The organism is Amycolatopsis dongchuanensis (assembly GCF_039542405.1).
In the GTDB taxonomy this organism is placed as follows: Bacteria; Actinomycetota; Actinomycetes; order Mycobacteriales; family Pseudonocardiaceae; genus Amycolatopsis_E; species Amycolatopsis_E sacchari.
Genome location: NZ_BAABIB010000116.1, coordinates 128606 through 154963, shown reverse-complemented (window position 1 = coordinate 154963; position 26358 = coordinate 128606). Strand labels below are relative to the sequence as shown.

The window sequence follows — 26358 nt, the reverse complement described above, 5'->3', positions numbered from 1 at the left end:
CCCGTCCCCTCACCTCAGGCCCTCACCCACGTCACCAACGTCACGACCCGCAACACCTAGCTCCATAACTCTTGCTTCTAGTCGCCAGCAGAACCAGCTCTTGGATTTCTGATTCGAGCCGTCGCACAGTGAGGACATGAACGCGAAAGAACCCGAAGACCTCGCCCGGTTGTTCGTCGAGCGGGCCAACGACCGCGACGCCGCAGGACTCGCCGAGCTGTACGCACCGGACGCCGTGCTGGCCTACCCGCCCGGCGCCACCACCGTGGGGCGGGACGCGATCCGGGCGGTGTTCGAGCAGATGCTGCTCCAGGACATCCGGTTCCGGCTGGAGGACCCGCTGCCCACCCTCCGCTACGGCGACCTCGCGCTGACGGCCACCCGCCCTGCCGACGGCACCGGCGGCCGGGTCCAGGTCGCCCGCCGCCAGCCCGACGGCACGTGGCTCCGCATCCTCGACCGGCCGGAGGCGGGGGACTGACCATGGCCACCTTCGTCCTCGTGCCCGGATGCCTGGTGGTTCGAACCTCGCCGACCAGCCCCGGAAGGCGCAGGCACCCTGCCGCCGCCCTGACCGCCCGGAAGGGCAATCGACCACGTCCTCGCGGGCAGCAACACGGCCGAGAGGCAACGGCGCTTCAGAACGAGCGGTCGGAGCGCTGATAACGTCCGGTGGACGCGAAGATCGAGAGGACGAGGTGTTCGCTTGAGCAACCCGCTGGTCGCACAGGAACAAAGCTCCACCAAGGCGTACTCCGGAGTGTCGCTGCTGGAGACCGCCTTCGACCTGGACAGTGCGATCAAGAGCGGGGACTGGGCCGCCGTCGCGCTCGGCGCGGTCGGCACCGCGCTCGACGCCCTCTCCATGGCCATGGACCCCTTCGGCGCGATCCTCGCCGCCGGGGTGGGCTGGCTGATGGAGCACGTCGGCCCGCTCAAGGAAGCGCTCGACGCGCTCGCCGGCAACCCCGACCGCATCAACGCCCACTCCGAGACGTGGGGCAACATCTCCAAGGAACTCGGCGAGATCAGCCAGGACCTCACCAGCCTGGTCGAGGCCGACCTCCAGGGGTGGACCGGCCCCGCCGCCGACACCTACCGCGCACTCGCCGCCGACACCGGCAACCTGCTGACCGCGGCCCAGAAGGGCGCCGACGGCGCTTCCTCCGGCATCAAGACCGCGGGCGAGGTCGTCGCCGCCGTGCGGTCACTGGTGCGCGACATCATCGCGGAACTCATCGGTCACCTGATCAGCTGGGCGCTGCAGGTGCTGTTCACCCTGGGCATCGCCTCGGCCTGGGTCGTGCCGCAGGTGATCGCCGAGGTCGCCAAGGTGGCGTCCAAGATCGCGGACCTGACCAAGCGGCTGGTCAAGGCGCTCAAGGCGCTGGGCGACCTGCTCAAGCAGGCCGGCAAGCTGTTCGGCGACGCCGGCAAGGCCTTCCGCAACCTCAAGGCCGGTGGCAGGTCCACCGCGGGCAAGCCGAGCGACCTCGGCGGCGCCACGAAGAGCGGCCCGAAGGACAACGGCTCCACCACGCCGTCGTCGAGCCCGAACACCGACCCCGGCGGCAACACGAGCCCGTCGTCCACCTCCCACGACGGCGCCGGCAACGGCACACCCCACGGCGACCCGGGGCCGGCCCCGAGGTCCGATCCCGGCAGCGACACCACGGGGTCCGGTGGCACGGGCGGCGGGGCCAAGGGCGGCGACGGCACCACCACGTCGTCCGCGACGAAGGGCGGCCAGGACGACGGCTCCCGCATCGCGAACAACAACTCGAATCCCGACGAGCACACGACGCCGAGCGTCAACCGCTGCCTCAACGGTGACCCGATCGACGTCGCCACCGGCGCGGTGCTGCTGGAACAGCAGGACGTCTCGCTGCCCGGCGCGCTGCCGCTCGTCGTCGCCCGCACGCACCTGTCCTCCTACCGCGCGGGCCGCCACTTCGGCCCCACCTGGGCGTCCACCCTGGACGAACGGATCGAGGTCGAGGACGACGGGCTGCACCTGGCGCTCGCCGACGGCACCCTGCTGCGGTACCCCGTCCCGCGCGGGATGGAGCCGGTGCTGCCCGAACGCGGCCCCTACCTGGCCCTGCGCCGCGTGCGGCACGGCTTCATCGTGGGCGACCCGCAGTCCGACCGGATGCGCTACTTCGCCGCCGCTCCCGGGCAGCCGACGCTGCCGCTGCGCGCCATCGTGGACGGCGCCGGCAACCGGATGGTGCTGCGGTACCGCGCCGGAGTGCCCGCGGCCATCGAGCACTCCGGCGGCTACCGCATCGAGATCGACACCGCCGACGGCCTCGTGACCGCCCTGCGCACCCCGGACTCGCCCGTTCCGCTGGCCGAGTACCGCTACGACTCCGCCCGCAGGCTCGTGGAGGTCACCGACGCGGCCGGCACCCCTCTGAAGTTCAGCTACGACGCCGACGGCAGGCTCCTGCGCTGGGAGGACGTCAACGGCCGCTGGTACCGCTACGGCTACGACTCCCAGGGCCGCTGCGTGCGCGCCCAGGGCACCGACGGCTACCTCGACACGGAACTGGCCTACGACTCCGAAAACCGCGTCACCACCGTCACCGACTCACTCGGCCACGTCACCCGCTACCGGCTGGACGAACGGCTGCGCGTCATCGGGCGGACCGATCCGCTCGGCCACAGCATCAGCATCGACCTCGACCGCTTCGGCCGCGTGCTCGCCGAAACCGACGAACTCGGCCACGTCACGCGCTGGGAGTACGACGAGGTCGGCAACCTCGTGTCGGTCACCCGGCCGGACGGCAGCCGCATGGTCGTCGAATACGACGCTCGCCGCCGGCCCACCGCGGTGACCGGGCCGGACGGCGCCGTGTGGCGCTACGAGTACGACGCGCGCGGCAGCCTCGTCCGCAGCGTCGATCCCACCGGGGCGGCCACCTCCTACACCTACGACCCGCACACCGGCACCATCGACTCGGTGACCGACGCACTCGGCGGCGTCACGAGGGTCCAGGCCAACGCCGCCGGCCTCCCGGTGGCCATCACGACCCCCGACGGCGCGGTCACCCGCTACGGCTACGACACGCTGGGCAACACCGCGAGCATCACCGATCCGCTCGGCGGCACCACCACGATGGTCCGCGACGCCGCGGGCAACCTCGTGCAGGCCCGCGACGCCGACGGCGTGGTCGAGCGCTTCACCACCACCGCGCGCGGCAACGCCGAGGAACGGACGGACGCGCGCGGCGGGGTCAGCCGCGTCGAGTTCGCCCAGTTCGACCTGCCCGTCACCGAGAAGCGGCCCGACGGCAGCACCCTGAAGTACGGCTACGACACCGAACTGCGGCTCACCTCGGTCACGAACGAACGCGGCCTGGTGTGGCGCTACGAGTACGACGCCGCAGGCCGCATGGTGGGGGAGACCGACTACAACGGCCGGGTCCTCCGCTACGAGTACGACGCCGTGGGCAGGCTCGTGCGCCGCACCAACGGCGCCGGGCAGACGATCACGCTGGAACGCGACAGCCTCGGGCGCGTCGTCCGGCGCAGCAGCGCGGACGAGGTCGCCGAGTTCGCCTACGACGCCGCCGACCGCATGGTGGTGGCCCGCAACGAGCACAGCGAAGTCCGGTTCACCTACGACGCGCTCGGCCGCGTGCTGTCGGAGTCGATCAACGGGCGCGTCGTGTACTCCCGCTACGACCGGCTCGGCCGCCGCACCAGCCGTCGCACCCCCTCGGGCGCGGAGTCGGTGTTCGGCTACGACACCGAGGGCCGTCCGACGGCACTCACCACCGCCGGACGCACCCTGCGCTTCACCTACGACGCCGCCGGCCGCGAGACCCTGCGCACGCTCGTCACCGCCGCCGGCCCGGTGGCCGAACTGCGGCAGACCTGGACCCCCACCGGCCAGCTGGCCGCGCAGACCGTGGTCCGCGGCACCGACACCGTGCAACGGCGCGAGTACGGTTACCTGCCCGACGGCTACCTCGGCACGGTGTCCGACCTGATCTCCGGGCCCCGCACGCTCGACGTGGACCCCAACGGCCGCGTCCGTGCCGTGCGCGGCGCACGCTGGCAGGAGAGCTACGACTACGACGTGACGGGTGCGCTCACCCGTGCGGGCTGGCCCGGTTCCCCGGAGGCGCACGGCCCGCGTTCCTACACCGGGACACTGCTCACCGCCGCCGGTGCCACCGCCTACACCCACGACGCCGAAGGCCGCGTCGTCGCCCGCGAACGGGGTGGGCGGCGCTGGACGTACGAGTGGAGCGCGGAGAACCGGCTGGTCGGGGTCCGCACCCCGGACGGCGCGGTCTGGCGCTACCGCTACGACGCTCTCGGCCGCCGCATCGCCAAGCAACGCCTGGACGACACCGGCACCGTCGTCGAGCAGGTCGAGTTCGCCTGGGACGGGCAGCTGCCCGCGGAACAGGTGCACAGCGGTCACGGCAAGCCGCTGGTCGCTACGGTGTGGGAGTGGGCGCCCGACAGCGAACTGCTGCTCACGCAGCTCGAACGGGTTCTCGGCGGCCCGGGGCCTGAACGGTTCCACGCCGTTGTCGCCGACCTCGTCGGCAGCCCGTCGGAGCTGCTCGACGAGACCGGCGCGCTGGCCGGGCACCAGCACACCGCGCTGTGGGGGCCGGTGATCTCGGCCGGGGGAGCGGCCGGTACTCCGTTGCGGTTCCCGGGCCAGTACCATGATCCCGAGACCGGGCTGCACTACAACCGGCACCGGTACTACGACCCGGAAACGGGTCGCTTCCTCTCGCACGACCCGCTGGGGCTGACGCCGGACCCGGACTCGCTGGCCTACGTCGGCAACCCGACCGCGATGATCGACCCGCTGGGGCTGGCCAAGGTCGCGCCGCCGTGCTCGGCGGGCGGTTCCGGGGGAGGGAAGAAGCCGGACCGGTTCCACCCGTACCAGAAGCCCGCCGACTCGGCCGCCGGGAAACCGGGGAAGAAGCGCAAGTACCCGGAAAGCACGTACGGCGACAAGGACGCCGAGCGGAAGCGCCTGGAGAACAAGTACAGCAGCAAGATCAACGGGAACAAGACGCACCAGTCGGAGCACGTGGCCGGCTACGACATCCTGGCCGACAACGGTGGCGCGAAGGGCTCGCGCGGGGACAAGGAAAACAAGCCGCTGGAGAACAACGCCTACGCCTACTTCGAGGACTGGGCCAACCACCGGTACCACCCGGGTACCGGCAAGGGTCCGGCCGCGCACGAGTCCGGGTGGTCCAAGGGCGGCGTCGAAGAGGGGCCGAACACGAGCCCCGGTGACCTGTCCTACCGGGAACGCCTGGGTTCCTACCGGCACGACCAGCGCACCGCGATCGAGAACAACGACCCGAGCACCGCGATCCAGCTCAACCAGCTCGGTTACGCGCACCAGCAGGCTTTCCAGACGCCGGAGACGCTGGACAAGTACACGCACCCGCACAGCTTCTCCGAGCGCGTCTACCACGGGGACGACCCCAACCACGTCCACTTCGCGGGGGACCCGGAGAAGAACCTGGACCCGCATCCGTTGTACGACAAGGAAAAGGCCGACTTCGCCAAGAGGGAGCAGGAGCGCAGGGACGCCATCGACGCCAACCCGAACCACCCGGACCGCGCGGCACTGGAGTACGAGCGGTTGCGGATGCGGATGGCCGACGACTCGTACCACAAGATGATCGACGACATGCGCGAGAGCGGCGAGGGCATCCGGTACAACCCGCGCCCGGGCCAGCCGGTCCCGACGGGCGGGCACGAGGTGCCGGTCAGCGGGGGCGGCAACCACGTGACCACGAGGCCGATCGACGACCTGGACGCGTTCGAACTGCACGAGGCGCGCAACGCGGCGCGCACGGGCCAGTGGCCCGGCGACGACGTCTGGCAGCGGTACTACAAGGACCCGACCCCGGAGGACTGGGCGAAGCTCGAGCGCGGCGACTTCGACCCGCCGCAGCTGTCGCCGATCTCGCCGGGGAGCCCGATGGACCTCGATTTCTCCTGAGGACGGCCTGAGCCGACGTGGCTCACGGGCTGGCGCGAGGCCGCTGGGTTAGTGACGTGCTCGAACCCAGCGGCCTCGTCCGTGACCCAGTCCAGGAGGCGGTGACTGAGGTTCGCGCCTGCGGCCCGGCGGCTCATCGTCCCCGGGGACGGGCCGATCATGCCTACTTAACATAATGTACATTATCGGCGCTTGGGGCGCGCCGCTGTGAGAGGGGTGGCCGAGCACGGTCACCAGTGCTCGGCCGCCGCTGTGCCGCACAGGCGATCGAACTGCGGCGTCCGATCGCGAACCCCATCAGACGCCGGACGCGAACCGCCTCAGTCCAGATCCATCCAGTCGCGGGTGGCCCGTTGCTCGGCGATCAGCCGCTCCTGGTGCTCGCGCATCTTCGCCGCCGCGTCCTTCGCGTCCGGGTCCTGGATCGGCGTGGGCTTGTCGTCGAACGTGCGGCCGAGCTCCCTGTCGAGGTAGGTGTCGCGCTTGTCGTTGAGGTACTTCTCCATCTGGTCCTTCGGGATGGGGCCGTCCCGCACCATGTCGCGGGCCGTGTGCATCCCGAGCGCGTCGTCCTTGGTGATCTCGGGTGTGAACCGGAAGCCGCCCTGGCCGTCGCTGAACTCGATCTTCTTCCCCACCATGTTGTCGACCATGTGGTGGTACGAGTCGTCGGCGACGTTGCCCTGCGTGGTGCCCTTGGTGGGCCGGAAGCTGTCGGACGTGGGCACTTCCTTGAGCTTGTCCGGGTCCTGGGAATCCCTCGCGTAGAGCTTCTCCGGCTCGTTGGGCGTGCTGCCGTCGGCCTTGTAGCTGGGGTTGTCCACCATCTCCGGCTTGTAGTGCTGGTGGGCGTAGGTCAGCTGGTTGAGCTGCACGGCGTCACCGGCGTTGCCCGGTGTGTTGTGCCCGGGGGCGTTGTTGCCCGCCAGGAGGTTCCGCTGCGACTCGCGGTACTCGTCGGCGTTCATGTTGGAGCCGTCACGGTCGGTCTTCGTACCGGTGCCGATGTTGGCGCGGTGCGAGTCGTAGGACTCCTGGTACGCGGGCGCGTTGTCCTCCAGGCGCCGCGCATGCTTCATGTTGGCCTTTTCGGCCGGGGTCGCGTCGTTGGGGCGCTTGCCGGCGTCCTTGTCCTTCTTGATCTGCTGGGCGTGCGCGTTGGCGCGCTGGAAGTCGTCACCGCCGATCGCCTTGTAGCCGATCGGGTGCTCGGACTCGTGGGTCTTGCCGCTGACGAGCCCGTCAGGGTCCTTCCAGTCCGGGTCGTTCTTGATGTCGTTCTGGAACTTCTGCCAGGTACGCGCCTGCTCGTTCTGCGTCTTGCCGTACGTCCCGTCGGACTTGTCCGGGTTGCCCCTCGGCTTCTTCGTCCCGAACGGGTTGATCTTCTGTACCGCGTTCTTGACCTTCTGCTTCGCGTTGCCGTACGGACTGGGCCTCGCCTGGGCCTTCTTGCACGGCGTCGTGGTGGCGGCCTTCGGCATCAGGCCCAGCGGGTCGACCAGCGCCGTCGGGTTGAGCACGTAGGCCTGCGAATCCGGTCCGGGGTCCAGCCCCAGCGGGTCGTGTGACAGGTAGCGGCCGACCTCGGGGTCGTAGTAGCGGTGCACGTTGTAGTGCAGCCCGGTCTCCGCGTCGAAGTACTGGCCGGGGAAACGCAGCGGCGTGGTGGCGCGGCCAGGGGCGGACACGACCTTGCCCCACAGCGTCGCCCGTAGGTGCCACGCGACGGCGCCGGACTCGTCGAGCAGTTCGGTCGGGGTGCCTACCAGATCGGTGATGATCGCGTGGAACCGCTCGTCCGTCGTGCCCAGCACGCGCTCGGTCTGGGTCAGCGCCCTTCCGGTGTCGGGGTCCCACTCCCACACCGTCGCCACCTGCGGGCGCCCGGGTCCACTGTGGACCTGTTCGGCGAGCGTATCGCCGTCCCACGCGAACAGGACCTGCTTCGCCACCCGGCCGTCGCGGGCCAGTCGCTGTTTGGCGACGCGGCGGCCCAGCGCGTCGTAGCGGTAACGCCAGCGCTCACCGTTGGGCGTGACGACGAACGTCAGCCGGCTGTCGGCATTCCACCCGAACTGCCAGTGCGGGCCGTCCGGGCCGGCGCCGCGGCGCGTGGCGCGGCCTTCGGGGTCGTAGGCGAAGCGCAGCCGCCCGGCGGACGCCAGCAGCGTGCCGCGGTACTCGCGCGGCGCCGGGCCCGGCTCCCCCGGTGTCTGCGCGTGCGAGATCACGCCGGAGAGGTGGTAGGCGTAGTTCTCCTGCCAGCCGGGGCCCGTCACCGCGCGGACGCGGCCCGTGCGGTCGACGTCGAGGGTGCGGGGGCCGGAGATCGCGTCGAACACCGACCTCAGGTAGCCGTCGGCGAGGTAGGCGTATTCGCGGCGCTGCAGCGTGCGGCTGCCCGCGACGACCGTCTGCGCGGTCAGCTCCCCCGCCGGGCTCCAGGCCTGGCGCAGTTCGGTGCCCGCGAAGCGGCGCACCCGTTCCCGGCCGGCGAGGTCGCGTTCGAAGCGGATGGTGCGGCCGCCGGTGTGCAGCGCGGTGAGCGACCCGGTGGGGTCGTACTCGAAGCGGGATTCGGCGCCGGACGGGGTGTGGCGCGCGATCCGCCGGCCCAGTGCGTCGTACGCCGACCGCACCGGCCTGCCGTTGATGGTCTCGGCGACCACGCGGCCGACCGCGTCGTGGGTGAAGGTGACCTCGGCGTCGGCGTTGCGCGCGGCGACCATCTTCCCGGCCACGTCGTAGGTGAACGTCGTGACGTCGTTCCCCGTCACGCGGCGGACCACCCGGCCCATCGCGTCGCGCTCCAGCACGGTGGTCTCCCCCGCGCCGTTGGTGCTCTCGACCAGCCGGCCCGCCGCGTCGTACCGGTAGCGCAGGGTGCGGCCGTTGAAGTCGGTCTCGCTGATCAGGTTCCCGGCGGGGTCGTAGTGGTAGCGCCACACGAAGCCCTGTTCGTTGGTCATCGCGACCAGGCGCAGCTCGGTGTCGTAGGTGTAGGTGACCCGCTCGCCGTTCGGGCCGGTTTCGGCGACCGGCAGGTCGAAGTGGGCGAACTCGACGCGGCTGGCGTTGCCGAGCGCGTCGATGCTCTCCTCGACGTTGCCGACCGGGGTGGACCGCCAGCGCAGGGCCGCGCCGTCCGGGCCGACCAGCTCGGCCAGTTCGTCCGGGGTCGCCCACGAGTAGCGGGTCACGCCGCCCAGCTCGTCGGTCATCGAGGTCGGGCGGCCGAGCGAGTCGTAGGTGTAGCGCGTGACCGCGCCGTTCTCGTCCGTCACGACCAGCGGCCGGCCCGCGGCGTCGGACTCGATGCGCCTGACGCCGCCGAGCGGGTCGGTGATCACGGCGACGTTGCCGCGCTCGTCGTAGGCGTAGGTGGTCCGTGCGCCGAGCGGGTCGACCACCGCGACGAGCTTGCCGCGCTCGTCGTAGGAGTAACGCCACGTCGCGCCGTCCGGCGTGATGAGGGCCGACGGCCTGCCGAGCTCGTTGTACTCGGTCAGGGTGCGGGTGCCGTCCGGGGCGGTCACGGCGACAACGCGGCCGGCCTCGTTCCGTTCGTAGCGGGTCCGCCCGCCCAGCGGGTCGGTGCGCGTGAGGAGGCGGTCGTGCCGGTCGTAGGAGAACGTCGTGGTGTTGCCGAGCGGGTCGGTCTCCGCGATCACGTTCAGCCGGGTGTCGAGCTGGTACCGGCGCACCGCCCCGAGCGAGTCGGTGACGGTGGTGACGAGGTTTTCCCGGTCGTAGTCGAGGGTGCAGTCGAGGTAGCCGTCCGTGCCGGCGGCCCGCACGACCCGGCCCTCGCCGTTGAACTGGTAGGTGTACCAGCGTCCGTTGACGTCCTCCCAGCGGACGATCCGGCCCTCGGCGTCGTAGGTGAACCAGGTCGGGGTGCCCGTGTCGTTGACGATCCTGGTGAGGCGGGCGCGCTCGTCGTAGGTGTAGCTGGCGAGGACGGTGCCTTCGGGGGTGCGCAGCGCCGTGATGAGGCCGTTCTCGTTGTCGAGCAGGAGCCTGGTGCCCGAGGAGTGCACGAGCTCGGCGGGGACGCCGTCCGCGCCGGGCAGGATGTCGATGCGGTTGCCGTCGCCGTCGATGATTGTGCGGAGCGGGTGGACGCCGTCCGGGGACGCCTCGAAGAACAGCGTCCGCTGCTCGTCGGGGTGCTCGACGAGGTAGCCGTCCTCGACCGCGCGCAGCGGACGGGCCGGCCCGCCGTCCGGGAGCACGGGCGATCCCATCGGGACGGGGTAGCGCTGGATGCTGCCGTCGGCGAGCGCGACGTGCAGCCCGTCTTCGGCGACCTCGAGCCGCTGGTCCACAGTGGACGCCCAGGAGGGGCCGAAGAAGCGCCCGGCGCGGTAGGAGGAGATGTGCGCGCGGGAGAACTCCAGCGGCAGGGCACCGTCGACCCGCAGATCGGTCTGGGTCAGCATCATCCAGCCGGTCGCGACGTCGATCGGGTCACCGCAGTCGGGGCGTTTCTCGACCGGTTTCTTGTTCTCGTTGAGGTTCTGGTTGTTTTCGCTGAGGCTCTTCGAGTTGTCGCCGTTTTTGCCGGTGCCGGCCGGGTTCGTGTTGCCGTTGCTCCCGGGGTTGCCCCGCGTGGTGTTGCCGTTGCCGTTCGACGCGCTGGAGGTGTCCGTGGCGTCGGTGTCGCCCTTGGAGCCGGAGCCGGTGCCCTCGCTGCTGCCGCCCTTCCCGCCCGGGGGTGGCGCGGAATCGGTGGTGCTGGACGGCGTTGTCGCGCCGCTCTTCGAGGTGCCGCCGAGGTCGCTGGGCTTGCCGGGGGTGGTCTTGCTGCCCGGCTTGAGGTTCCGGAACGCCTTGCCGGCGTTCCCGAACATCTCGCTCGCCTGCTTGAGCAGCTTCCCCAGCGCCTGCAACGCCTTGACGACCCGCTTGGTCAGGTCGGCGATCTTGGACGCGACCTTCGCGACGGCGGCGACGACCTGCGGCACGACCCACGCCGAGGCGATGCCGAGGGTGAACAGCACCTGCAGCGCCCAGCTGATCAGGTGCCCGATGAGCTCGGCGATGATGTCGCGCACCAGTGACCGCACCGCGGCGACGACCTCGCCCGCGGTCTTGATGCCCGAGGAAGCGCCGTCCGCGCCCTTCTCCGCCGCCTCCAGCAGGTTCCCGGTGTCCGCCGCCCGTGCGCGGTAGCTGTCGGCCGCCGGCCCGGTCCACGACTGGAGGTCGGCGTCGACGGCGTTCTTCAGCTCGGTCTGGATGTCCCCGAGCTCCTTGGCGACGTTGGCCCAGGTCTCGGAGTGCGCCGTGATCTTGTCGGGGTTGCCGGCGAGCGCGTCGAGCGCTTCCTTGAGCGGGCCGACGTGCTCCATCAGCCAGCCGACGCCTGCGGCGAGGATGGCGCCGAACGGGTCCATCGCCATGGACAGCGCGTCGAGTGCGGTGCCCACCGCGCCGAGCGCCACCGCGGCCCAGTCCCCGCTCTTGATCGCGTTGTCCAGGTCGAAGGCCGTCTCCAGTATCGAGACACCGGAGTAGGCCTTCGTCGAACTCTGCTCCTGCGCCACCAGCGGGTTGCTCACGCGACTACCACGTCCTCTTCTGTCCCCCCGGCCCTCGCCGGTCGCGCCATTCGACGACGAAAATCTCGCACCGTTGCGTCAGGGGGCCGATGTTGCCCGAAGAGGTCGGTGACACTGCCCGTTCGCCCCCCGGCGCCCTCACCCGACGTAGGCCGCCAGGTGCTCCCCCGTCAGCGTCGACCGGGCCGCCACCAGGTCGGCGGGCGTGCCTTCGAACACGACCTGCCCGCCGTCGTGACCGGCGCCGGGACCCAGGTCGATGATCCAGTCCGCGTGGGCCATCACCGCCTGGTGGTGCTCGATCACGATGACCGACTTGCCGGAGTCGACGAGCCGGTCGAGCAGGCCGAGCAGCTGCTCGACGTCGGCGAGGTGCAGACCGGTCGTCGGCTCGTCGAGGACGTAGATGCCGCCCTTCTCCCCCATCTGCGTGGCCAGCTTGAGCCGCTGCCGCTCGCCGCCGGACAGCGTCGTCAGCGGCTGCCCCAGTGTCAGGTAGCCGAGCCCCACGTCGGCCATGCGGGCCAGGATCTTGTGCGCCGCGGGGGTCTTCGCCTCGCCGTCGGCGAAGAACGCCTCGGCCTCGGAGACCGGCATCGCCAGGACCTCGCTGATGTCCTTGCCGCCGAACTTGTAGTCCAGCACCGAGGCCTGGAAGCGCTTGCCCTCGCACTCCTCACACGTGATCGCGACGCCCGCCATGATCCCGAGGTCGGTGTAGACCACCCCGGCGCCGTTGCAGTTGGGGCAGGCGCCCTCGGAGTTGGCGCTGAACAACGCGGGCTTGACGTTGTTGGCCTTGGCGAACGCCTTGCGGATCGGGTCCAGCAGACCGGTGTAGGTCGCGGGGTTGCTGCGCCGCGAACCCCGGATCGGCGTCTGGTCGACCACCACCACGCCCTCGCGCCCGGCCACCGACCCGTGGATCAGCGAGCTCTTGCCCGAGCCCGCCACCCCGGTCACGGCGACGAGCACCCCGAGCGGGATGTCCACGTCCACGTCACGCAGGTTGTGGGTGTTCGCGCCGCGCACCTCCAGCGCACCCGACGGCGTGCGCACCGCGGGCTTCAGCGAGGCGCGGTCGTCCAGGTGCCGCCCGGTGACGGTGTCACTGGCCCGCAGCCCCTCGACGGTGCCCTCGAAGCAGACGGTGCCGCCCGCGGTCCCCGCGCCGGGACCGAGGTCGACCACGTGGTCGGCGATCGCGATGGTCTCCGGTTTGTGCTCGACGACGAGCACCGTGTTGCCCTTGTCGCGCAGCTGCAGCAGCAGGTTGTTCATCCGCTGGATGTCGTGCGGGTGCAGGCCGATCGTCGGCTCGTCGAAGACGTAGGTGACGTCGGTCAGCGACGAGCCGAGGTGGCGGATCATCTTGGTGCGCTGGGCCTCGCCGCCCGACAGCGTGCCGGCGGGCCGGTCGAGCGAGAGGTAGCCCAGCCCGATCTCGACGAACGAGTCGAGGGTGTGCCGCAGCGACGCGAGCAGCGGCGCGACGCTCGGCTCGTCCAGCCCCTTCACCCACTCGGCGAGGTCGCTGATCTGCATCGCGCAGGCGTCGGCGATGCTGATGCCCTTGATCTTCGACGACCGCGCCTCGGCGCTCAGGCGGGTGCCTTCGCAGTCGGGGCAGGTGGCGAAGGTGACCGCGCGCTCGACGAACGCGCGGATGTGCGGCTGCAGCGAGTCGACGTCCTTGGACAGCATCGACTTCTGGATCCTGGGGACGAGGCCCTCGTAGGTGAGGTTGATGCCGTCGACCTTGATCTTGGTGGGTTCCTTGTAGAGCAGGTCGTGCCGCTGCCGCTTGGTGTACTTCTTGATCGGCTTGTCGGGGTCGAAGAACCCGCTGCCCTTGAAGATCCGGCCGTACCAGCCGTCCATGCTGTAGCCGGGGATCGTGATGGCGCCCTCGTTGAGGGACTTGTCCTCGTCGTAGAGCTGGGTCAGGTCGATGTCGTTGACCGAGCCGCGGCCTTCGCACCGCGGGCACATGCCGCCGACGATGCTGAAGCTGCGGCGTTCCTTGACGGTCTGCCCGCCCTTTTCGAAGGTGACCGCGCCCGCGCCGCTGACCGAGGCGACGTTGAAGGAGAACGCCTGGGGCGAGCCGATGTGCGGCTGCCCCAGGCGGCTGAACAGGATGCGCAGCATGGCGTTGGCGTCGGTCGCGGTGCCCACGGTGGACCGCGGGTCCGCGCCCATCCGCTGCTGGTCGACGATGATCGCGGTGGTGAGCCCGTCGAGCACGTCGACCTCGGGCCGCGCGAGCGTCGGCATGAAACCCTGCACGAAGGTGCTGTAGGTCTCGTTGATCAGCCGCTGTGACTCGGCGGCGATCGTGCCGAACACCAGTGAGCTCTTGCCCGAGCCGGACACGCCGGTGAAGACCGTCAGCCTGCGCTTCGGGAGTTCGACGCTCACGTCCTTGAGGTTGTTCTCGCGGGCGCCGTGCACCCGGATGAGGTCGTGGGTGTCGGCGACGTGCGGCTGGGCGGCGCGCGCGCCCGTTCTCGTGGCGGTGCTCATCGTCAGCGAAGCTCCTGGATTCGGATCATGTTGCCGGCGGGGTCGCGGAAGGCGCAGTCGCGGACGCCGTAGGGCTGGTCGACCGGTTCCTGCACCACCTCGGCGTCGGCGGCCTGCAGCCGCTCGAAGACGCTGTCGAGGTCCTTGGTGGCGAGGTTGATGCTGGCGTAGGTGCCCTTGGCCATCATCTCGGTGACGGTGCGGCGTTCGTCGTCGGTGATGCCGGGGGTGGCCTCCGGCGGGAACAGCACGATGGAGACGTCGGGCTGGGCGGGCGGGCCGACGGTGATCCAGTGCAGTCCGTTGTAGCCGACGTCGTTGCGCACCTCGAAACCGAGGATGTCGCGGTAGAACTTCGTGGCGGCTTCGGGGTCGTTCTGCGGCAGGTAGCTCGCGTGAATGGTGATGTCCATGGCGGTCACGCTAGCTTCGGGGCGCGCGCGGGCGCTTCTCGATTCCTGATCGGTCTGGTGACCTGCTTGGCGACGCACGCGGGCATCCCCTCGGTCTCCCCGGCGGCCTCGCGGCGGTAGGCGCTGGGCGACATCCCGACCAGTTCGGTGAAGCGGGTGCTGAAGGTGCCCAGCGAGGAACAGCCGACCTCGAAGCAGACCTCGGTGACGCTCAGGTCCCCCCGGCGGAGGAGGGCCATGGCGCGCTCGATGCGCCGCGTCATGAGGTAGGAGTACGGCGATTCGCCGTAGGCGCGCTTGAACTCGCGGCTGAGGTGCCCGGCTGACATGTGCACGCCGCGGGCGAGGGCCTCGACGTCCAGCGGCTGCGCGTACTCCCGGTCGATCCGGTCGCGCACACGGCGCAGCCGCGCGAGGTCCTGCAGGGAACTACTGGTCACGTGCGCGATCGTGCCATATCGGACAGCCGGAGGGGCTCACCGCAGGCGTTCCAGTTCCCGCGCCGAGGAGGCCAGTTCGAGTGCCATGCGGCGCAGTTCGTCGGCGGCGGCACCGTCGTCGGCGGCCGTGGCGACGTCCTCGGCGGCGCAGCGGAGCTGGAAGAGCCTGTCCTGCAACGCGGCGAGTTCGGCGTCGGAGAGCACGACGGCGTCCTCGGGCAGGCCGCTGCGCTGCAGTGCCGTGCGCCGCTCGTAGGCGCGCTGGCGGCAGGACTGGCCGCAGTAGCGCCGGCGGCGGCCCTTCGCCGTGGTCTGCTCGAGGCGCCGCCCGCACCAGCCGCAGTGCAGGGGTGCGGTGTTGCGGGGGATGCCAGCCAGCAGGTCGACGGTCTCGCTCACGTGCCAGACCCTAACCGGCCACCGGAAGCTCATGCCCCGGCCACGCCGATGCAGCACACTGGGACGGGTGCGCAGCGCTCACCCGTACCTCGCCGGCCCCTTCCCCCGGGCGTTCGTCCACCGCGGCTGGCACCTGGACGACCTCGACGGCATGGAGAACTCGCTGTCGTCGTTCCGGCGCGCGGTGGCCGAGGGCTTCCAGTACATCGAAACCGACGTGCACGCCACGTCCGACGGCGTGGTCGTCGTGCACCACGACGCGGTGCTGGACCGCACGACCGACGGCCGTGGCGCGATCGCCGCGCAGCCGTGGTCGGTGGTCAAGCGCGCGAAGATCGGCGGCCGCGAACCCGTGTCCCGGCTGGAGGACGTGCTCGAGGAGCTGCCCGAGGCGCGGTTCAACATCGACGTGAAGGCCAACAGCGCGGTCGTGCCGTTCGTCAGCGCCGTCGAGCGGCTCGGCGCGGCGGACCGGGTGGCGGCCGCGTCGTTCTCCGATGCCCGGCTCGCCCGCATCCGCAGGCTCGCCGGGCCGAAGCTGATCACCTCCATGGGGCCGCGTTCGGTGGCCGTGCTGTGGGCGAACGGCTGGGCGCCGTGGCTGCGGCTGGGCCGGTTGTGCCGGGGCGCGATGGCGCAGGTGCCGGTGCGGCAGGCCGCGCTGACGGTGGTCGACCGCTCGTTCCTGCGCAGCGCCGCGAAGGCCGGGGTCGAGGTGCACACGTGGACGATCGACGACCCGGCGGAGATGCGGCGGCTGCTGGACCTCGGGGTGGACGGCATCGTCAGCGACCGGCCCGACCTGCTGCGTGAGGTGCTGCGCGAACGCGGCGAGTGGCGTTAGCGGAACGCCTCCACGTTGGTGGCGGCCCAGTCGGCGAAGGCGCGTGGCGGCCGCCCGAGGAGGCGTTCGGCGTCCGCACTTACGGTCTGCTCGGCCTCGGACGGGCTGCCCAGAATCGCGAGCGTCGCCTCCACGACCGGTTCGGGCATGAACCGCAGCATGTGCTCCCGTGCCTCCTGCCTGCTCTGCTCGACGAAGCGCACCGGCTCGCCCAGTGCCTCGCCGATGGCCGCCGCCTGCTGACGGGGTGAGATCCGCGCCGGTCCGGTCAGCGTGTACACGGCGCCCGCGTGCCCGGGGTCGCGCAACGCCACAGCGGCGGCCGCGGCGATATCGGCCGGGTCGACCGCGGGCAGCGCGACATCGCCGAACGGGGCCACGACCGTCCGCTCAGTGCGGACCGAACCGGCCCACTGCAGTGCGTTGGAGGCGAAGTTCCCGGGCCGCAGGATCGTCCAGTCCAGGTCCGGCTGCCGGACCGCGTCCTCCAGGTGTGCGGGGTGACGGCCGGTGCCGACGCCCTGTGACGAGAGCAGGACCACCCGGCGGACTCCGGCGTTCCGCACCACGTCGACGACCTCGCCAAGGTCGCCGCGCGCCAGGAATTCGCCGGAGGTCAGCAGGAACACGGCGTCCGCGTCGTCGAGTGCGGGTTCGAGGGTGTGCGGCTCGGTCAGGTCGGCCTGGTGCGCCCGCACCCCCGCGGGCTGCGGCGCCGCGTTGCGGGACACGGCGGTCACCTGCTCCCCCGCCGCCAGCAGCGCGCGGACCAGCGGCCGTCCCACGTTCCCGGTTGCGCCTGTCACCACGATCATTCCGGTTTCCTCTCGTTCTCCCCTGGTGGTCGTGGCGACGCTACTGTCGTGGGGCTAGTAGGTACCTAGAGGAAAGTGAGGGCGTTCGTGACCGAGAACACGGTGAAGCCGGCACCGGAACAGGCCTGCCCGGTCTCGCCCGTGGTCGATCTCGTGTTCAGCCGGTGGACGACGCCGATCCTGTGGACGCTGCACGAATACGGGCGCCAGCGTTTCGTCGAGCTGGAACGCCGCATCGCCTCGATCACGCCCAAGGTGCTCACCCAGCGGTTGCGGCAGCTCGAGCGTGACGGGCTGGTGGTGCGCACCTACCACGCCGAGGTGCCACCGCGGGTGGAGTACGAGATCAGCGAGCTGGGCCGCAGCCTCGCCCCGCTGTTCGCGACGCTGGCGGAGTGGTCGGTGAACCTGGACGCGGTCGAGCGGGCCCGCGCGGACTACGACGCGAAGCAGCGGGTCCGGCGCTGACCGGTCAGCGGGGTGGTCTGCCGTTCCACGCGGCGTTCCACGTCTTCGGGCCGAGGCGGCCGGAGTCGTTGATGCCGTTGGCGCGCTGGAGGTCGAGCACGGCCTGCCTCGTCTTGTCGAGGTAGCAGCCGGTGCCGGTGAAGCCGTAGCCGAAGGCGTTCATGCGCAGCTGGAAGGTCTTGAGCGCGGGGGCGCAGTCACCGTAGGCGTAGACGACGCCGGGCCACGCCGGTTTGCCCGCGGGTGCCGGGGCAGGCGCCGGGCGGCCGCCGCCACCGATGTAGGCGGACTCGGCGTAGGTGGGGACGCGCTTGCTGCGGGCGTCGGCGTCGTTGCGCAGGCCGAGCATGCCCGCGCACTCCCACGGCTGCCAGCCGCGCATCCGGTACAGGTAGAGCGCGCGGTAGTCCTGTTCGGCCGGGCTGGCGAGGTCCGGCCTGCCCTGGCCGCCGACGCTGCGCCAGGTGGGCAGGTCGAACTGGTAGGCGCCGTAGTAGCCGTTGCCGGTGTTGGTGGCGTAGCGGTTGCTGGACTCGCACATGCGCAGCTTGAGCCAGGTCGAGGCGGCGGGGTCGGCGGAGGCGGTGCTGCTCGCGACCAGCTGGAGGCCTGCCGCGACGAGTGCGACGAGCAGGAGTCGCACGAGGATGCGGGGCGCCCGTCTGAGCCGGTGGGTGATCATGCGAGCACACTAAATTCGCTGCTCAGGAGTCACAACTTTCACAGGGAACCCAACAGCATCACACGCACCGACTGTTTACGCCCGCAGCGACACGCCGTTTTCATGCGAAAGGCCCGGTAGGAGCCCCGCGGCGCCGCGACGCGCGAGCCGGGGCGAGGTTGGGCCGCTCTCCCCCGATTCACCCGATCAAGGGAGCGCTAGGGTCGAGCGTCGTGACCTCGCTTTCCGACGAAGATCCCGACCCCACCGACGCGCTGTCCGCCGTGCCCGGCGCGGGCACGCGGCGCGCCCCCGACCGGGGGCTGCTGCGGTTCTGCTACGGGCCGATGGACTGCGGGAAGTCGACGCTGGCGCTGCAGATCGACCACAACCACGCGCGCCAGGGGCGGCGCGGGCTGCTGCTGGTGCGGCACGACCGGTCGGGCGCCCCGCAGATCACCAGCCGCATCGGCATCACCCGCCGGGCCATCGAGGTCGGCGCCGACACCGACGTGCGCCAGCTGGTCCGCCAGCAGTGGGTGGCGGGGCGGCACGTGGACTACCTCGTGGTGGACGAGGCGCAGTTCCTCTCCCCCGTGCAGGTGGAGCAGCTGGCGGAGCTCGCCGACGAGGTGCGCATCGACGTGTACTGCTTCGGCATCGCCACCGACTTCCGCAGCCGCCTGTTCCCCGGTGCGCGGCGCCTGTTCGAGCTCGCCGACGAGCTGCAGCCCGTGCAGGTGGACGTGTTGTGCTGGTGCGGCGCGCCGGGCCGGTTCAACGCCCGCGTGCGGGACGGCGAGGTGCTGCGCGAGGGCGACACCGTGGTGGTCGCCGATGTGGTTGAAAACGCAATCTCATCACCGGCGCAGACCGATTTCGCTACTTTGCGTTACCAGGTACTGTGCCGCCGCCACTTCCGTCTCGGGGACCTCGGGCCGGGCGCGGGACAGCGGGGGCAGCTGCGCCTGACGTGACGCCGGAGGTACCGCAATTACCGCCAAGCGATAGCCCGACTGGGGGATAATCGCAGAAAGAACGGCCAAACCGCGTCACTTAGCGAGGCGAACGGTGTCCCTGGGGTGGAAGCTGTTGTCGAGGGGTGAACACGCTCATCGTGAGCCACGACATGTTCCGCCGGGAATTCCCGGGCCGGACGAGTCGTTGCATAGGGTGAGCATCACCCTGGCTCTCAAGGACCGGAGCCGACTGAAAGGACGTCATCATGGCCGACCGTGTACTCCGTGGCAGCCGGCTGGGAGCGGTCAGCTACGAGACCGACCGGAACCACGACCTCGCGCCGCGCCGCACGGTGCGGTACGCCTGCCCGAAGAACCACGAGTTCGAGGTGCCCTTCTCCGACGACGCGGAGATCCCGACCGTGTGGGAGTGCCGCCTGCACGGCAGCGAGTCCGAGATCGTCAACGGCGGGCAGCCCGAGCAGAAGAAGGTCAAGCCGCCGCGCACGCACTGGGACATGCTGCTCGAGCGGCGGTCGATCCCGGAACTCGAGGATCTGCTGAACGAGCGTCTGGCCGAGCTCAAGGGCCGCCGGACCTCCCGCTCGGCGTAGCTGGCTGAACCAGCCCACCACGAAGAACGACAAGGCCCCCGCGTCCTCCCGCCGCGGGGGCCTTGTTCGTGTCCGGGGCTAGCGGCGGAAGAGACTCCGGAGCTGGTTCAGCCGGTGCTGGACGCCCCAGACACCGACGCGGATCATCGCCTCGCGGATGATCGAGCTGCTCATCTTCGACTCGCCGATCTCGCGTTCGGTGAAGGTGATCGGCACCTCGACGACCTCGAAGCCGGCCCGGAGGGTGCGCCAGGCGAGGTCGATCTGGAAGCAGTACCCGGTGGAGGCGATCTCGTCGAGCGCGAGCTTCTCCAGCACGGCCCGGCGGTACGCGCGGAAGCCGGAGGTGTACTCGGTGATCTTGCCGCCGAGTGCGATCCGGGAGTACAGGTTCGCGCCCCGGGAGAGGAACTCGCGGTGCTTGGGCCAGTTCACGACGCTGCCGCCGGGGACGTAGCGGGAGCCGAGCACCAGGTCGGCGTCCTCGAGCGCGGCGAGCATGCGCGGCAGGTCCTCGGGCGCGTGCGAGCCGTCGGCGTCCATCTCGACGATGGTGGCGTAGTCGCGCTCCAGGCCCCAGCGGAAGCCGGCGATGTAGGCGGCGCCGAGGCCGGCCTTTTCGGTGCGGTGCAGCACGTGGACGCGCTTGTCGTCCGCGGCGAGCTTGTCGGCGAGCTCCCCGGTGCCGTCGGGGCTGCCGTCGTCGACCACGAGCGCGTGCGCCTCCGGCAGGGCTTCGTGCAGCCTGCGCAGGATGGGCGTGAGGTTGTCACGCTCGTTGTAGGTGGGGATCACCACCAGGACGGGCTCGATCGGCTGTGCTGCCCGTGGCGCCTGCGCCATCCGTGTCCTCCCTCGGCGGGAGTCCTCATCCCGCCCCGGTCGCTCGCGTCGTGTTCTCGGCGCTTGCGCGCCTGGTGCGCAGCCGGACCACGACGCCGGCGAGCACCGCCACCAGTGCGGCGCCGACCAGGCCGTACTCCGTCCACGCACCGAGTCGATCCGACAGCGTAGTCGTGTCCCTCAGCGGCACGCGCCCGACCAGGGATGCGGCGGTGAATTCGCTGGTCGAGCGCTGGATCGAGCCGTCGGGCTCGACGATCGCCGAGACCCCGCTCGTGGCGGAGACCACGACCGCGCGGCTGTGCTCGACCGCCCGCAGGCGGGCCATCGCCAGCTGCTGGTAGCTCATCTCGCTCTCGCCGAACCACGCGTTGTTGGTCGGCAGCACGATCAGCTGGGCGCCCAGGTCCACGGCGTCGCGGGCGACGTGGTCGTAGGCGATCTCGTAGCAGATCGGGGTGGCGACCCTGGTACCCGCGATGTCGAGGACGGCGGGCGCGTCACCGGGCTGCATGTCGCTGGTGTCGTCGACGAACGGGGTGACCCACTGGGCGATGGCGCGCGCGGGCACGTACTCGGCGAAGGGCACCAGTTCCTGTTTGGAGTACCGCTCCCCCGGTCCGCTGCGCGGGTCCCAGACGATCTCGCTGTTCTGCACGCGCCCGCCGCCCGCGGGGCGGTAGATGGCGCCGATGAGGGTGGGCACGCCGAGGTCGGCGACGGCCTGGTCGACGCCGGGGTCCACGCCCGCCGCCATCTGCGTCGCGGTCTCGGGCCAGACCACCAGATCGGGTTTCGGCACCGCGCCCGAGTGGATTTCCGCGGCGAGGCGGTCGCTCTGTGCGAGGTGATTGGCCCTGATCGTGGCGGAGTCATCCATCAGGGCGAGCCCGGCGTTGGGTGCGTTGCCCTGCACGGTGCCGACGGTGAGGCTGCCGGTCTGGGCGCCGGTGCCGATGGTCGGCCACAGCGCGAGCCCGGCCACCACCGGCACGACGACACCGGCCGCGGGCAGCAGCGCCCGGCGCGGGGTGCGGAGCCGGGACACCAGTGCGGGCACGGCGAAGCCGGTCAGCACGACGGCGAACCCGACGAGCGGGGCGCCGCCGATGGACGCCAGCGGCGTGTAGGCGCCTTCGGGCTGGCTGAACGCGACGCGCCCCCACGGGAACCCGCCCAGCGGCCACCAGGTGCGCGGGGTTTCGGTGGCGATCACGACGAGGCTCATCCACACCGGACCGCCGGGCAGCCGGGCGGCGAGGGTGGCCAGCGCGCCGCCGATCCCGAGGTAGGCGGCCAGTGCGGCGGAGAGCCCGAGCCAGGGCCACGGCCCGAACTCGGTGCCGAGGAAGTCCTGCAGCCAGGTCAGCAGCGGGAGGTAGAGGGCGAGCCCGAACACGAAGCCGTAGCCCAGCCCGCCCCACAGCCGCCGCCCGCGCAGGGCGAAGCCGAGCCCGGCGAACGCGATCGGCGCGAGCCACCACAGCGGCCGGGGCGCGAAGCTGAGGTAGAACACGAACCCGGACGCCGCGGCGAGCGCGAGGCGCAGCAGCCAGGGCCGCCAGTTCCGGCGGCGGCGTGCGGGGGTGTCGTCGGTCGCCGTGGACTCCGGCGCGGTTACGGCCACGGCCCCAACTCTAGGCAGCCGAGGTGAACGCGTCGTAGAGGATCTCCCCGGCGCGCACGGTGCGCAGGCACGTGGGCAGCGGGCTGTCCGGGTCCAGCGGCGGCAGCGCGGGCACCCGGGAGCGCGGGTCGGTGGACCAGCGCTGCACGCGGGAATCCGGCGCGGCGACCACGAGGTCGGCGGCGTCCCAGATCGCGTAATGGGCGGGGGCGCCGGGCTGGAGCGTGCCGGTGAGGCCGTCGTTGACCCCGGCGGCGCGGTGGCCACCCCGGGTGTGGGCGTTGAACGCGGCGCGGGCGGACAGCCCGGCGCCCGGCGTGTGGTGGTGCACGGCGGCTCGGACGGTGGCCCACGGTTCCAGCGGGGTGACGGGGCTGTCGGAACCGAAGGCGAGCAGGACGCCCTTGGCGGCGAGGGTGGCGAACGGGTTCAGCCCGGCGGCCCGCTCGCCGAGGCGCGTGGCGTACATGCCGTCCGCACCGCCCCACAGCGCGTCGAACTGGGGTTGCATCGAGCCGGTGACGGCCCAGCCCGCGAGCAGTTCGGCCTGGGCGGCGTCGACCATCTCCAGGTGTTCCAGCCGGTGCTTGGCTCCGGCGAGGGCGCGCTGCCCGACGGTCTTCTCGGCGAGCTGGAAGCCGCGGACGACCTCGGCCACGCCCGCATCGCCGATGACGTGGAAACCGGCCTGCAGCCCGGCTTCGGTGCACGCGACGAGGTGTTCGGCGATGGCCTCCGCGTCGAGGTAGCGCGCTCCGGTCGAGTCGGGGCGGTCGGTGTAGGGCTCGTGCAGGGCGGCGGTGTGGGAACCGAGGGCACCGTCGACGAAGAGGTCCCCAGCCAGGCCGCGCAGGCCGTGGCGGCGGGCGAGGTCCACCGCGCCGGTTTCGCCCCAGTACGCCACGACTTCCGGGCGTCCCGGTTCCGCGGCGAGGGCGAGCAGGCCGGCGAGGTCGGCTTCGCCGGAGATGTCGGACCCGGCGCACTCGTGGACGCTGACGACGCCGCGTTCGGCGGCGTGGCGCAGGAAAGCGTCCTGCGCGCGGCGGCGGTGCTCGGCGGTGATCGCGGCCTGCATGGCGGTGCGCACGCGGTGGTGGGCTTCGCGGGTCAGCGGGCCTTCGGCGGACCAGCCGTCGACTTCGCGGGCCCCGGGGGCGAGGTCGACGAGGGCGGTGGAGACCAGTGCGGAGTGGACGTCGACGCGGCTGAGGTAGACGGGCGTGCCCGCGGCGGCGTCGTCGAGCTCCGCGCGGCTGGGCAGGCGCGGGTTGGTCCAGGCCGACTCGTCCCAGCCGTGGGCGATGAGCACCTCGCCGGGGCGGACGGCGGAGCGGACCGCGGCGAGCAGGTCGGCGGCGTCGTGCACGCCGGTGAGGTCGAGGCCGGTCAGGTGCAGGCCGGTGGCGGTGGCGTGCACGTGGGCGTCGACGAAGGCGGGCGCGACGAAGGCGCCGTCGAGGTCGACGACCTCCGCGCCGGGGTGCAGTGCGCGGCCGGGGCCGTCCTGCCCGACCCAGACCACGGTGTTCCCGGTGACCGCCATGGCGGTCGCGTCGGGCGAACTCGGCGAGTGGATGCGCCCGCCGACCAGAAGCGTCGTGTCGTTCACGGTGTCGAGTTTGCCTGATGTGATGCGGCAGAAATATTTACGCCCTATTGTCGTCTTGACCGGAGATTTTCACGCCGATCTGCCGACGAGGAGCACAGATGACTGCGATCCAGGATGCTGTCTCACCTGCCGACACCTACGGCCAGCCGTATGCCTACGAGCGCCGCGAGCTGAGCGAACCGGACTGGCGCCGGTTCCCCGGCTGGCGGGACGTCACCGAGGCGCAGTGGCGGGACGCGCAGTGGCAGCGGGTGCACTGCCTGCGCAACATCCGGCAGCTGCGGGCGGTGCTGGGTGACCTGGTCGGCGAGGAGTTCTACGCCGATCTGGAGGCCGACCAGCGCGAGCTGGCGACGATGTCGATGCTGCTGCCGCCGCAGATGCTCAACACGATGGATGTCGGCTCCACGGAGGCGTTCTACGCCGACCCCGTCCGGCGCTACATGCTGCCGGTGCGCAGCGACCGCGACCCCGAGTGGCCGAGCCACCCGCACTCGGCCCGCGATTCCCTGCACGAGGCGGAGATGTGGGTCGTGGAGGGGCTGACGCACCGCTACCCCACCAAGGTGCTGGCCGAGCTGCTGTCCACCTGCCCGCAGTACTGCGGGCACTGCACGCGGATGGACCTCGTGGGCAACTCCACGGAGCAGGTCGCCAAGCACAAGCTCGCGCTCAAGCCCGTCGACCGGCAGGACGCGATGATCGACTACCTCCGGCGCACGCCCGGCGTGCGGGACGTGGTGGTCTCCGGCGGCGACGTCGCGAACGTGCCGTGGCACCAGCTGGAGTCGTTCCTGATGCGGCTGCTGGACATCGAGACGGTGCGGGACATCCGCCTGGCGACCAAGGCCCTGGCGGGGATGCCGCAGCACTGGCTGCAGCCGAAGGTCGTCGAGGGACTCGCGCGCGTCGCGGGCACGGCGCACCGGCGGGGCGTGAACCTGGCGATCCACACGCACGTCAACCACGCGCAGTCGGTCACGCCGCTGGTCGCGGAGGCGGCGCGGACGGCGCTGGACGTCGGGGTGCGGGACGTGCGCAACCAGGGCGTGCTGATGCGGGGCGTGAACGACACCCCCGCCGCGTTGCTGGACCTGTGTTTCGCGTTGCAGGGCGAGGCGAACATCCTGCCGTACTACTTCTACCTGTGCGACATGATCCCCAACGCCGAGCACTGGCGGGTCGCCGTCTGGGAGGCGCAGGAGCTGCAGCACGCGATCATGGGCTACCTGCCCGGCTACGCGACGCCGCGCATCGTGTGCGACGTGCCCTACGTCGGCAAGCGGTGGGTGCACCAGCTCGCCGACTACGACCGCGAGCGCGGCATCTCCTACTGGACCAAGAACTACCGCACCGGCATCGAGCACGACGACCCGGAGGCGCTGGAGCGCCGCTACCCCTACTACGACCCGATCCAGACGCTGCCCGAGGCCGGGCAGCGGTGGTGGCGCGAGGGGCGGGGCTGAGGCACCGCCCTATCCTCGGCACCGATGGGACGGATCCTGATCATCGGTGGCGGTGTCGCGGGCGCCGCGGCGGCCCTCGCGGTGCGCAAGGCGGGGTGGGATCCTGTGGTGTACGAACGGCATCCGGACAACGCCGAGGACCTCGGCGCGTTCCTGACGCTGGCCGCCAACGGGCACGCCGCGCTCGACCAGCTCGACGCGGCGGAGGCGGTCGGCCGGGCCGGGTTCGTGCTGCACACCCTGGAGTTCGCCGGGCGCACCAAGGCGCTGGAGCGCACGCGGTGCCTGCGGCGCGGCGAGCTGTGCCGGGTGCTGCAGGGCGAGGTCGTCCGCCGCGGGATCCCCGTGCACCACGGGCGGCGGCTGATCGACGCCACAGAGGACTCCTCGGGGGTGACCGCTCGCTTCGCCGATGGGGAGACCGTGCGCGGGGACCTGCTGCTCGGCGCGGACGGCTTGCACTCGAGGGTGCGGGAGCTGCTCAACCCTGGCGTCGCGCCGCGCTACGCCGGGCAGCGGGTGTTCTACGGCTACAGCAGGCTCGCCGAGCCACCGGCCGAGCCGGGGCGGATCGTGATGGTGCGAGGCGGCGCGGCCTTCGGCTACGCCGTCTCCCCCGGCAGCGAGGTGTACTGGTTCGCCCGCGTGACCGGCGACCCGCTGCCGGAAGCCACCGTGCCGGACCCCGCGTGGCTGCTCGCCCTGCTGCGACCGGACGGCACCGAGTGCGCGGGCATCGTCGAGGCCACCCAGGGTCCCCTGCTGGCCACGAACGCCCGTGACCTGGCGGACGTGCCGCGCTGGCGTGGCGAGCGGATTCTGCTGCTCGGCGACGCCGCGCACGCCGCCTCACCCGCGACCGGCCAGGGCGCCTCGATGGCGCTGGAGGACGCCGTGGTGCTCGGCAAAGCCCTGCGGGACACCGGTTTCCCGCTGGAGGCCTATGAGCGGCTGCGGCGACCGCGGGTGGAGTACAACACCGCGGCGAGCGCGCGGATGAGCGCGGGGCTGCCCGTGGCGGGGACTCCGCCGGTGGACGAGGAGGAGCTGGCGCGGCAGCTGGACTGGGCCACCGCGCTGGCATCGCCGTGAGGGACAATGGCGGG

At 71.4% G+C, this 26358-nt stretch carries 18 protein-coding genes; 8 read left to right on the top strand and 10 right to left on the bottom strand.

Annotated elements, in window-relative coordinates:
- Positions 1-136: 136 nt before the first annotated feature.
- Together ABFX51_RS29900 and ABFX51_RS29895 are read left to right on the top strand one after the other, a co-directional pair.
- Positions 137-481 (top strand): YybH family protein, encoded by a 345-nt coding sequence (locus ABFX51_RS29900; protein WP_091504071.1) that lies wholly within the window; start codon positions 137-139, stop codon positions 479-481.
- Positions 482-706: 225 nt separating this feature from the next.
- Positions 707-5998 (top strand): RHS repeat-associated core domain-containing protein, encoded by a 5292-nt coding sequence (locus ABFX51_RS29895; protein WP_346055654.1) that lies wholly within the window; start codon positions 707-709, stop codon positions 5996-5998.
- Between the two features lie 320 nt (positions 5999-6318).
- Here ABFX51_RS29895 and ABFX51_RS29890 read toward each other — a convergent pair whose 3' ends face one another.
- The 5 genes from ABFX51_RS29890 to ABFX51_RS29870 form a co-directional block, all read right to left on the bottom strand.
- The gene (locus ABFX51_RS29890) at positions 6319-11565 is read right to left on the bottom strand and encodes an RHS repeat-associated core domain-containing protein (RefSeq protein WP_091504073.1); all 5247 of its coding nucleotides are present in this window, start codon (positions 11563-11565) and stop codon (positions 6319-6321) included.
- Between the two features lie 138 nt (positions 11566-11703).
- Complete coding sequence (locus ABFX51_RS29885; RefSeq protein ID WP_091504074.1) at positions 11704-14091, bottom strand: ATP-binding cassette domain-containing protein; 2388 nt, start codon at positions 14089-14091, stop codon at positions 11704-11706.
- Between the two features lie 2 nt (positions 14092-14093).
- Positions 14094-14504, bottom strand: a complete 411-nt coding sequence (locus ABFX51_RS29880) for a VOC family protein (RefSeq protein WP_091504332.1) — start codon at positions 14502-14504, stop codon at positions 14094-14096.
- Between the two features lie 5 nt (positions 14505-14509).
- Positions 14510-14944: a helix-turn-helix transcriptional regulator gene (locus ABFX51_RS29875; protein WP_245782854.1), complete on the bottom strand. Its 435-nt coding sequence runs from the start codon at positions 14942-14944 to the stop codon at positions 14510-14512.
- Between the two features lie 36 nt (positions 14945-14980).
- Entirely contained in the window at positions 14981-15343 is a 363-nt protein-coding gene (locus ABFX51_RS29870; RefSeq protein ID WP_091504076.1) for a hypothetical protein, read from the bottom strand.
- Positions 15344-15410: 67 nt separating this feature from the next.
- Here ABFX51_RS29870 and ABFX51_RS29865 point away from each other — a divergent pair, with 67 nt between their 5' ends.
- The gene (locus tag ABFX51_RS29865) at positions 15411-16187 is read left to right on the top strand and encodes a glycerophosphodiester phosphodiesterase family protein (protein WP_091504077.1); all 777 of its coding nucleotides are present in this window, start codon (positions 15411-15413) and stop codon (positions 16185-16187) included.
- On the opposite strand, the gene ABFX51_RS29860 is transcribed toward ABFX51_RS29865, so the two are convergent.
- The gene (locus ABFX51_RS29860) at positions 16184-17002 is read right to left on the bottom strand and encodes an NAD(P)H-binding protein (RefSeq protein ID WP_091504078.1); all 819 of its coding nucleotides are present in this window, start codon (positions 17000-17002) and stop codon (positions 16184-16186) included. The two genes, ABFX51_RS29865 and ABFX51_RS29860, sit on opposite strands and share 4 nt — an antisense overlap.
- 87 nt (positions 17003-17089) lie before the next feature.
- On the opposite strand from ABFX51_RS29860, the gene ABFX51_RS29855 reads away from it, so the two are divergent.
- On the top strand, positions 17090-17470 hold the full coding sequence (locus ABFX51_RS29855; protein WP_177228508.1) for a winged helix-turn-helix transcriptional regulator: 381 nt from the start codon (positions 17090-17092) through the stop codon (positions 17468-17470).
- 4 nt (positions 17471-17474) lie between these two features.
- Here ABFX51_RS29855 and ABFX51_RS29850 read toward each other — a convergent pair whose 3' ends face one another.
- On the bottom strand, positions 17475-18152 hold the full coding sequence (locus tag ABFX51_RS29850) for a transglycosylase family protein (protein WP_091504079.1): 678 nt from the start codon (positions 18150-18152) through the stop codon (positions 17475-17477).
- Between the two features lie 212 nt (positions 18153-18364).
- Here ABFX51_RS29850 and ABFX51_RS29845 point away from each other — a divergent pair, with 212 nt between their 5' ends.
- Positions 18365-19108 carry a thymidine kinase gene (locus tag ABFX51_RS29845; RefSeq protein WP_091504080.1) on the top strand — a complete coding sequence of 248 codons (744 nt, stop codon included), beginning with the start codon at positions 18365-18367 and terminating at the stop codon, positions 19106-19108.
- A 248-nt stretch (positions 19109-19356) separates the two neighbouring features.
- Positions 19357-19704, top strand: a complete 348-nt coding sequence (locus tag ABFX51_RS29840) for an RNA polymerase-binding protein RbpA (protein WP_091504081.1) — start codon at positions 19357-19359, stop codon at positions 19702-19704.
- Positions 19705-19782: 78 nt separating this feature from the next.
- On the opposite strand, the gene ABFX51_RS29835 is transcribed toward ABFX51_RS29840, so the two are convergent.
- Genes ABFX51_RS29835 through ABFX51_RS29825 form a run of 3 tightly spaced genes read right to left on the bottom strand, consistent with a single transcriptional unit; the run spans position 19783 to position 23786 of the window.
- Positions 19783-20547 (bottom strand): polyprenol monophosphomannose synthase, encoded by a 765-nt coding sequence (locus ABFX51_RS29835; protein ID WP_091504082.1) that lies wholly within the window; start codon positions 20545-20547, stop codon positions 19783-19785.
- Positions 20548-20572: 25 nt separating this feature from the next.
- Positions 20573-22174, bottom strand: coding sequence for an apolipoprotein N-acyltransferase (gene lnt, locus ABFX51_RS29830; RefSeq protein ID WP_346055653.1), 1602 nt, complete (start codon positions 22172-22174; stop codon positions 20573-20575).
- A gap of 10 nt (positions 22175-22184) precedes the next feature.
- Positions 22185-23786 (bottom strand): amidohydrolase, encoded by a 1602-nt coding sequence (locus tag ABFX51_RS29825; protein ID WP_346055652.1) that lies wholly within the window; start codon positions 23784-23786, stop codon positions 22185-22187.
- A gap of 98 nt (positions 23787-23884) precedes the next feature.
- On the opposite strand from ABFX51_RS29825, the gene ABFX51_RS29820 reads away from it, so the two are divergent.
- Together ABFX51_RS29820 and ABFX51_RS29815 are read left to right on the top strand one after the other, a co-directional pair.
- On the top strand, positions 23885-25252 hold the full coding sequence (locus tag ABFX51_RS29820; RefSeq protein ID WP_346055651.1) for a KamA family radical SAM protein: 1368 nt from the start codon (positions 23885-23887) through the stop codon (positions 25250-25252).
- Between the two features lie 24 nt (positions 25253-25276).
- Positions 25277-26344: an FAD-dependent oxidoreductase gene (locus tag ABFX51_RS29815; protein ID WP_346055650.1), complete on the top strand. Its 1068-nt coding sequence runs from the start codon at positions 25277-25279 to the stop codon at positions 26342-26344.
- Positions 26345-26358: the final 14 nt, after the last annotated feature.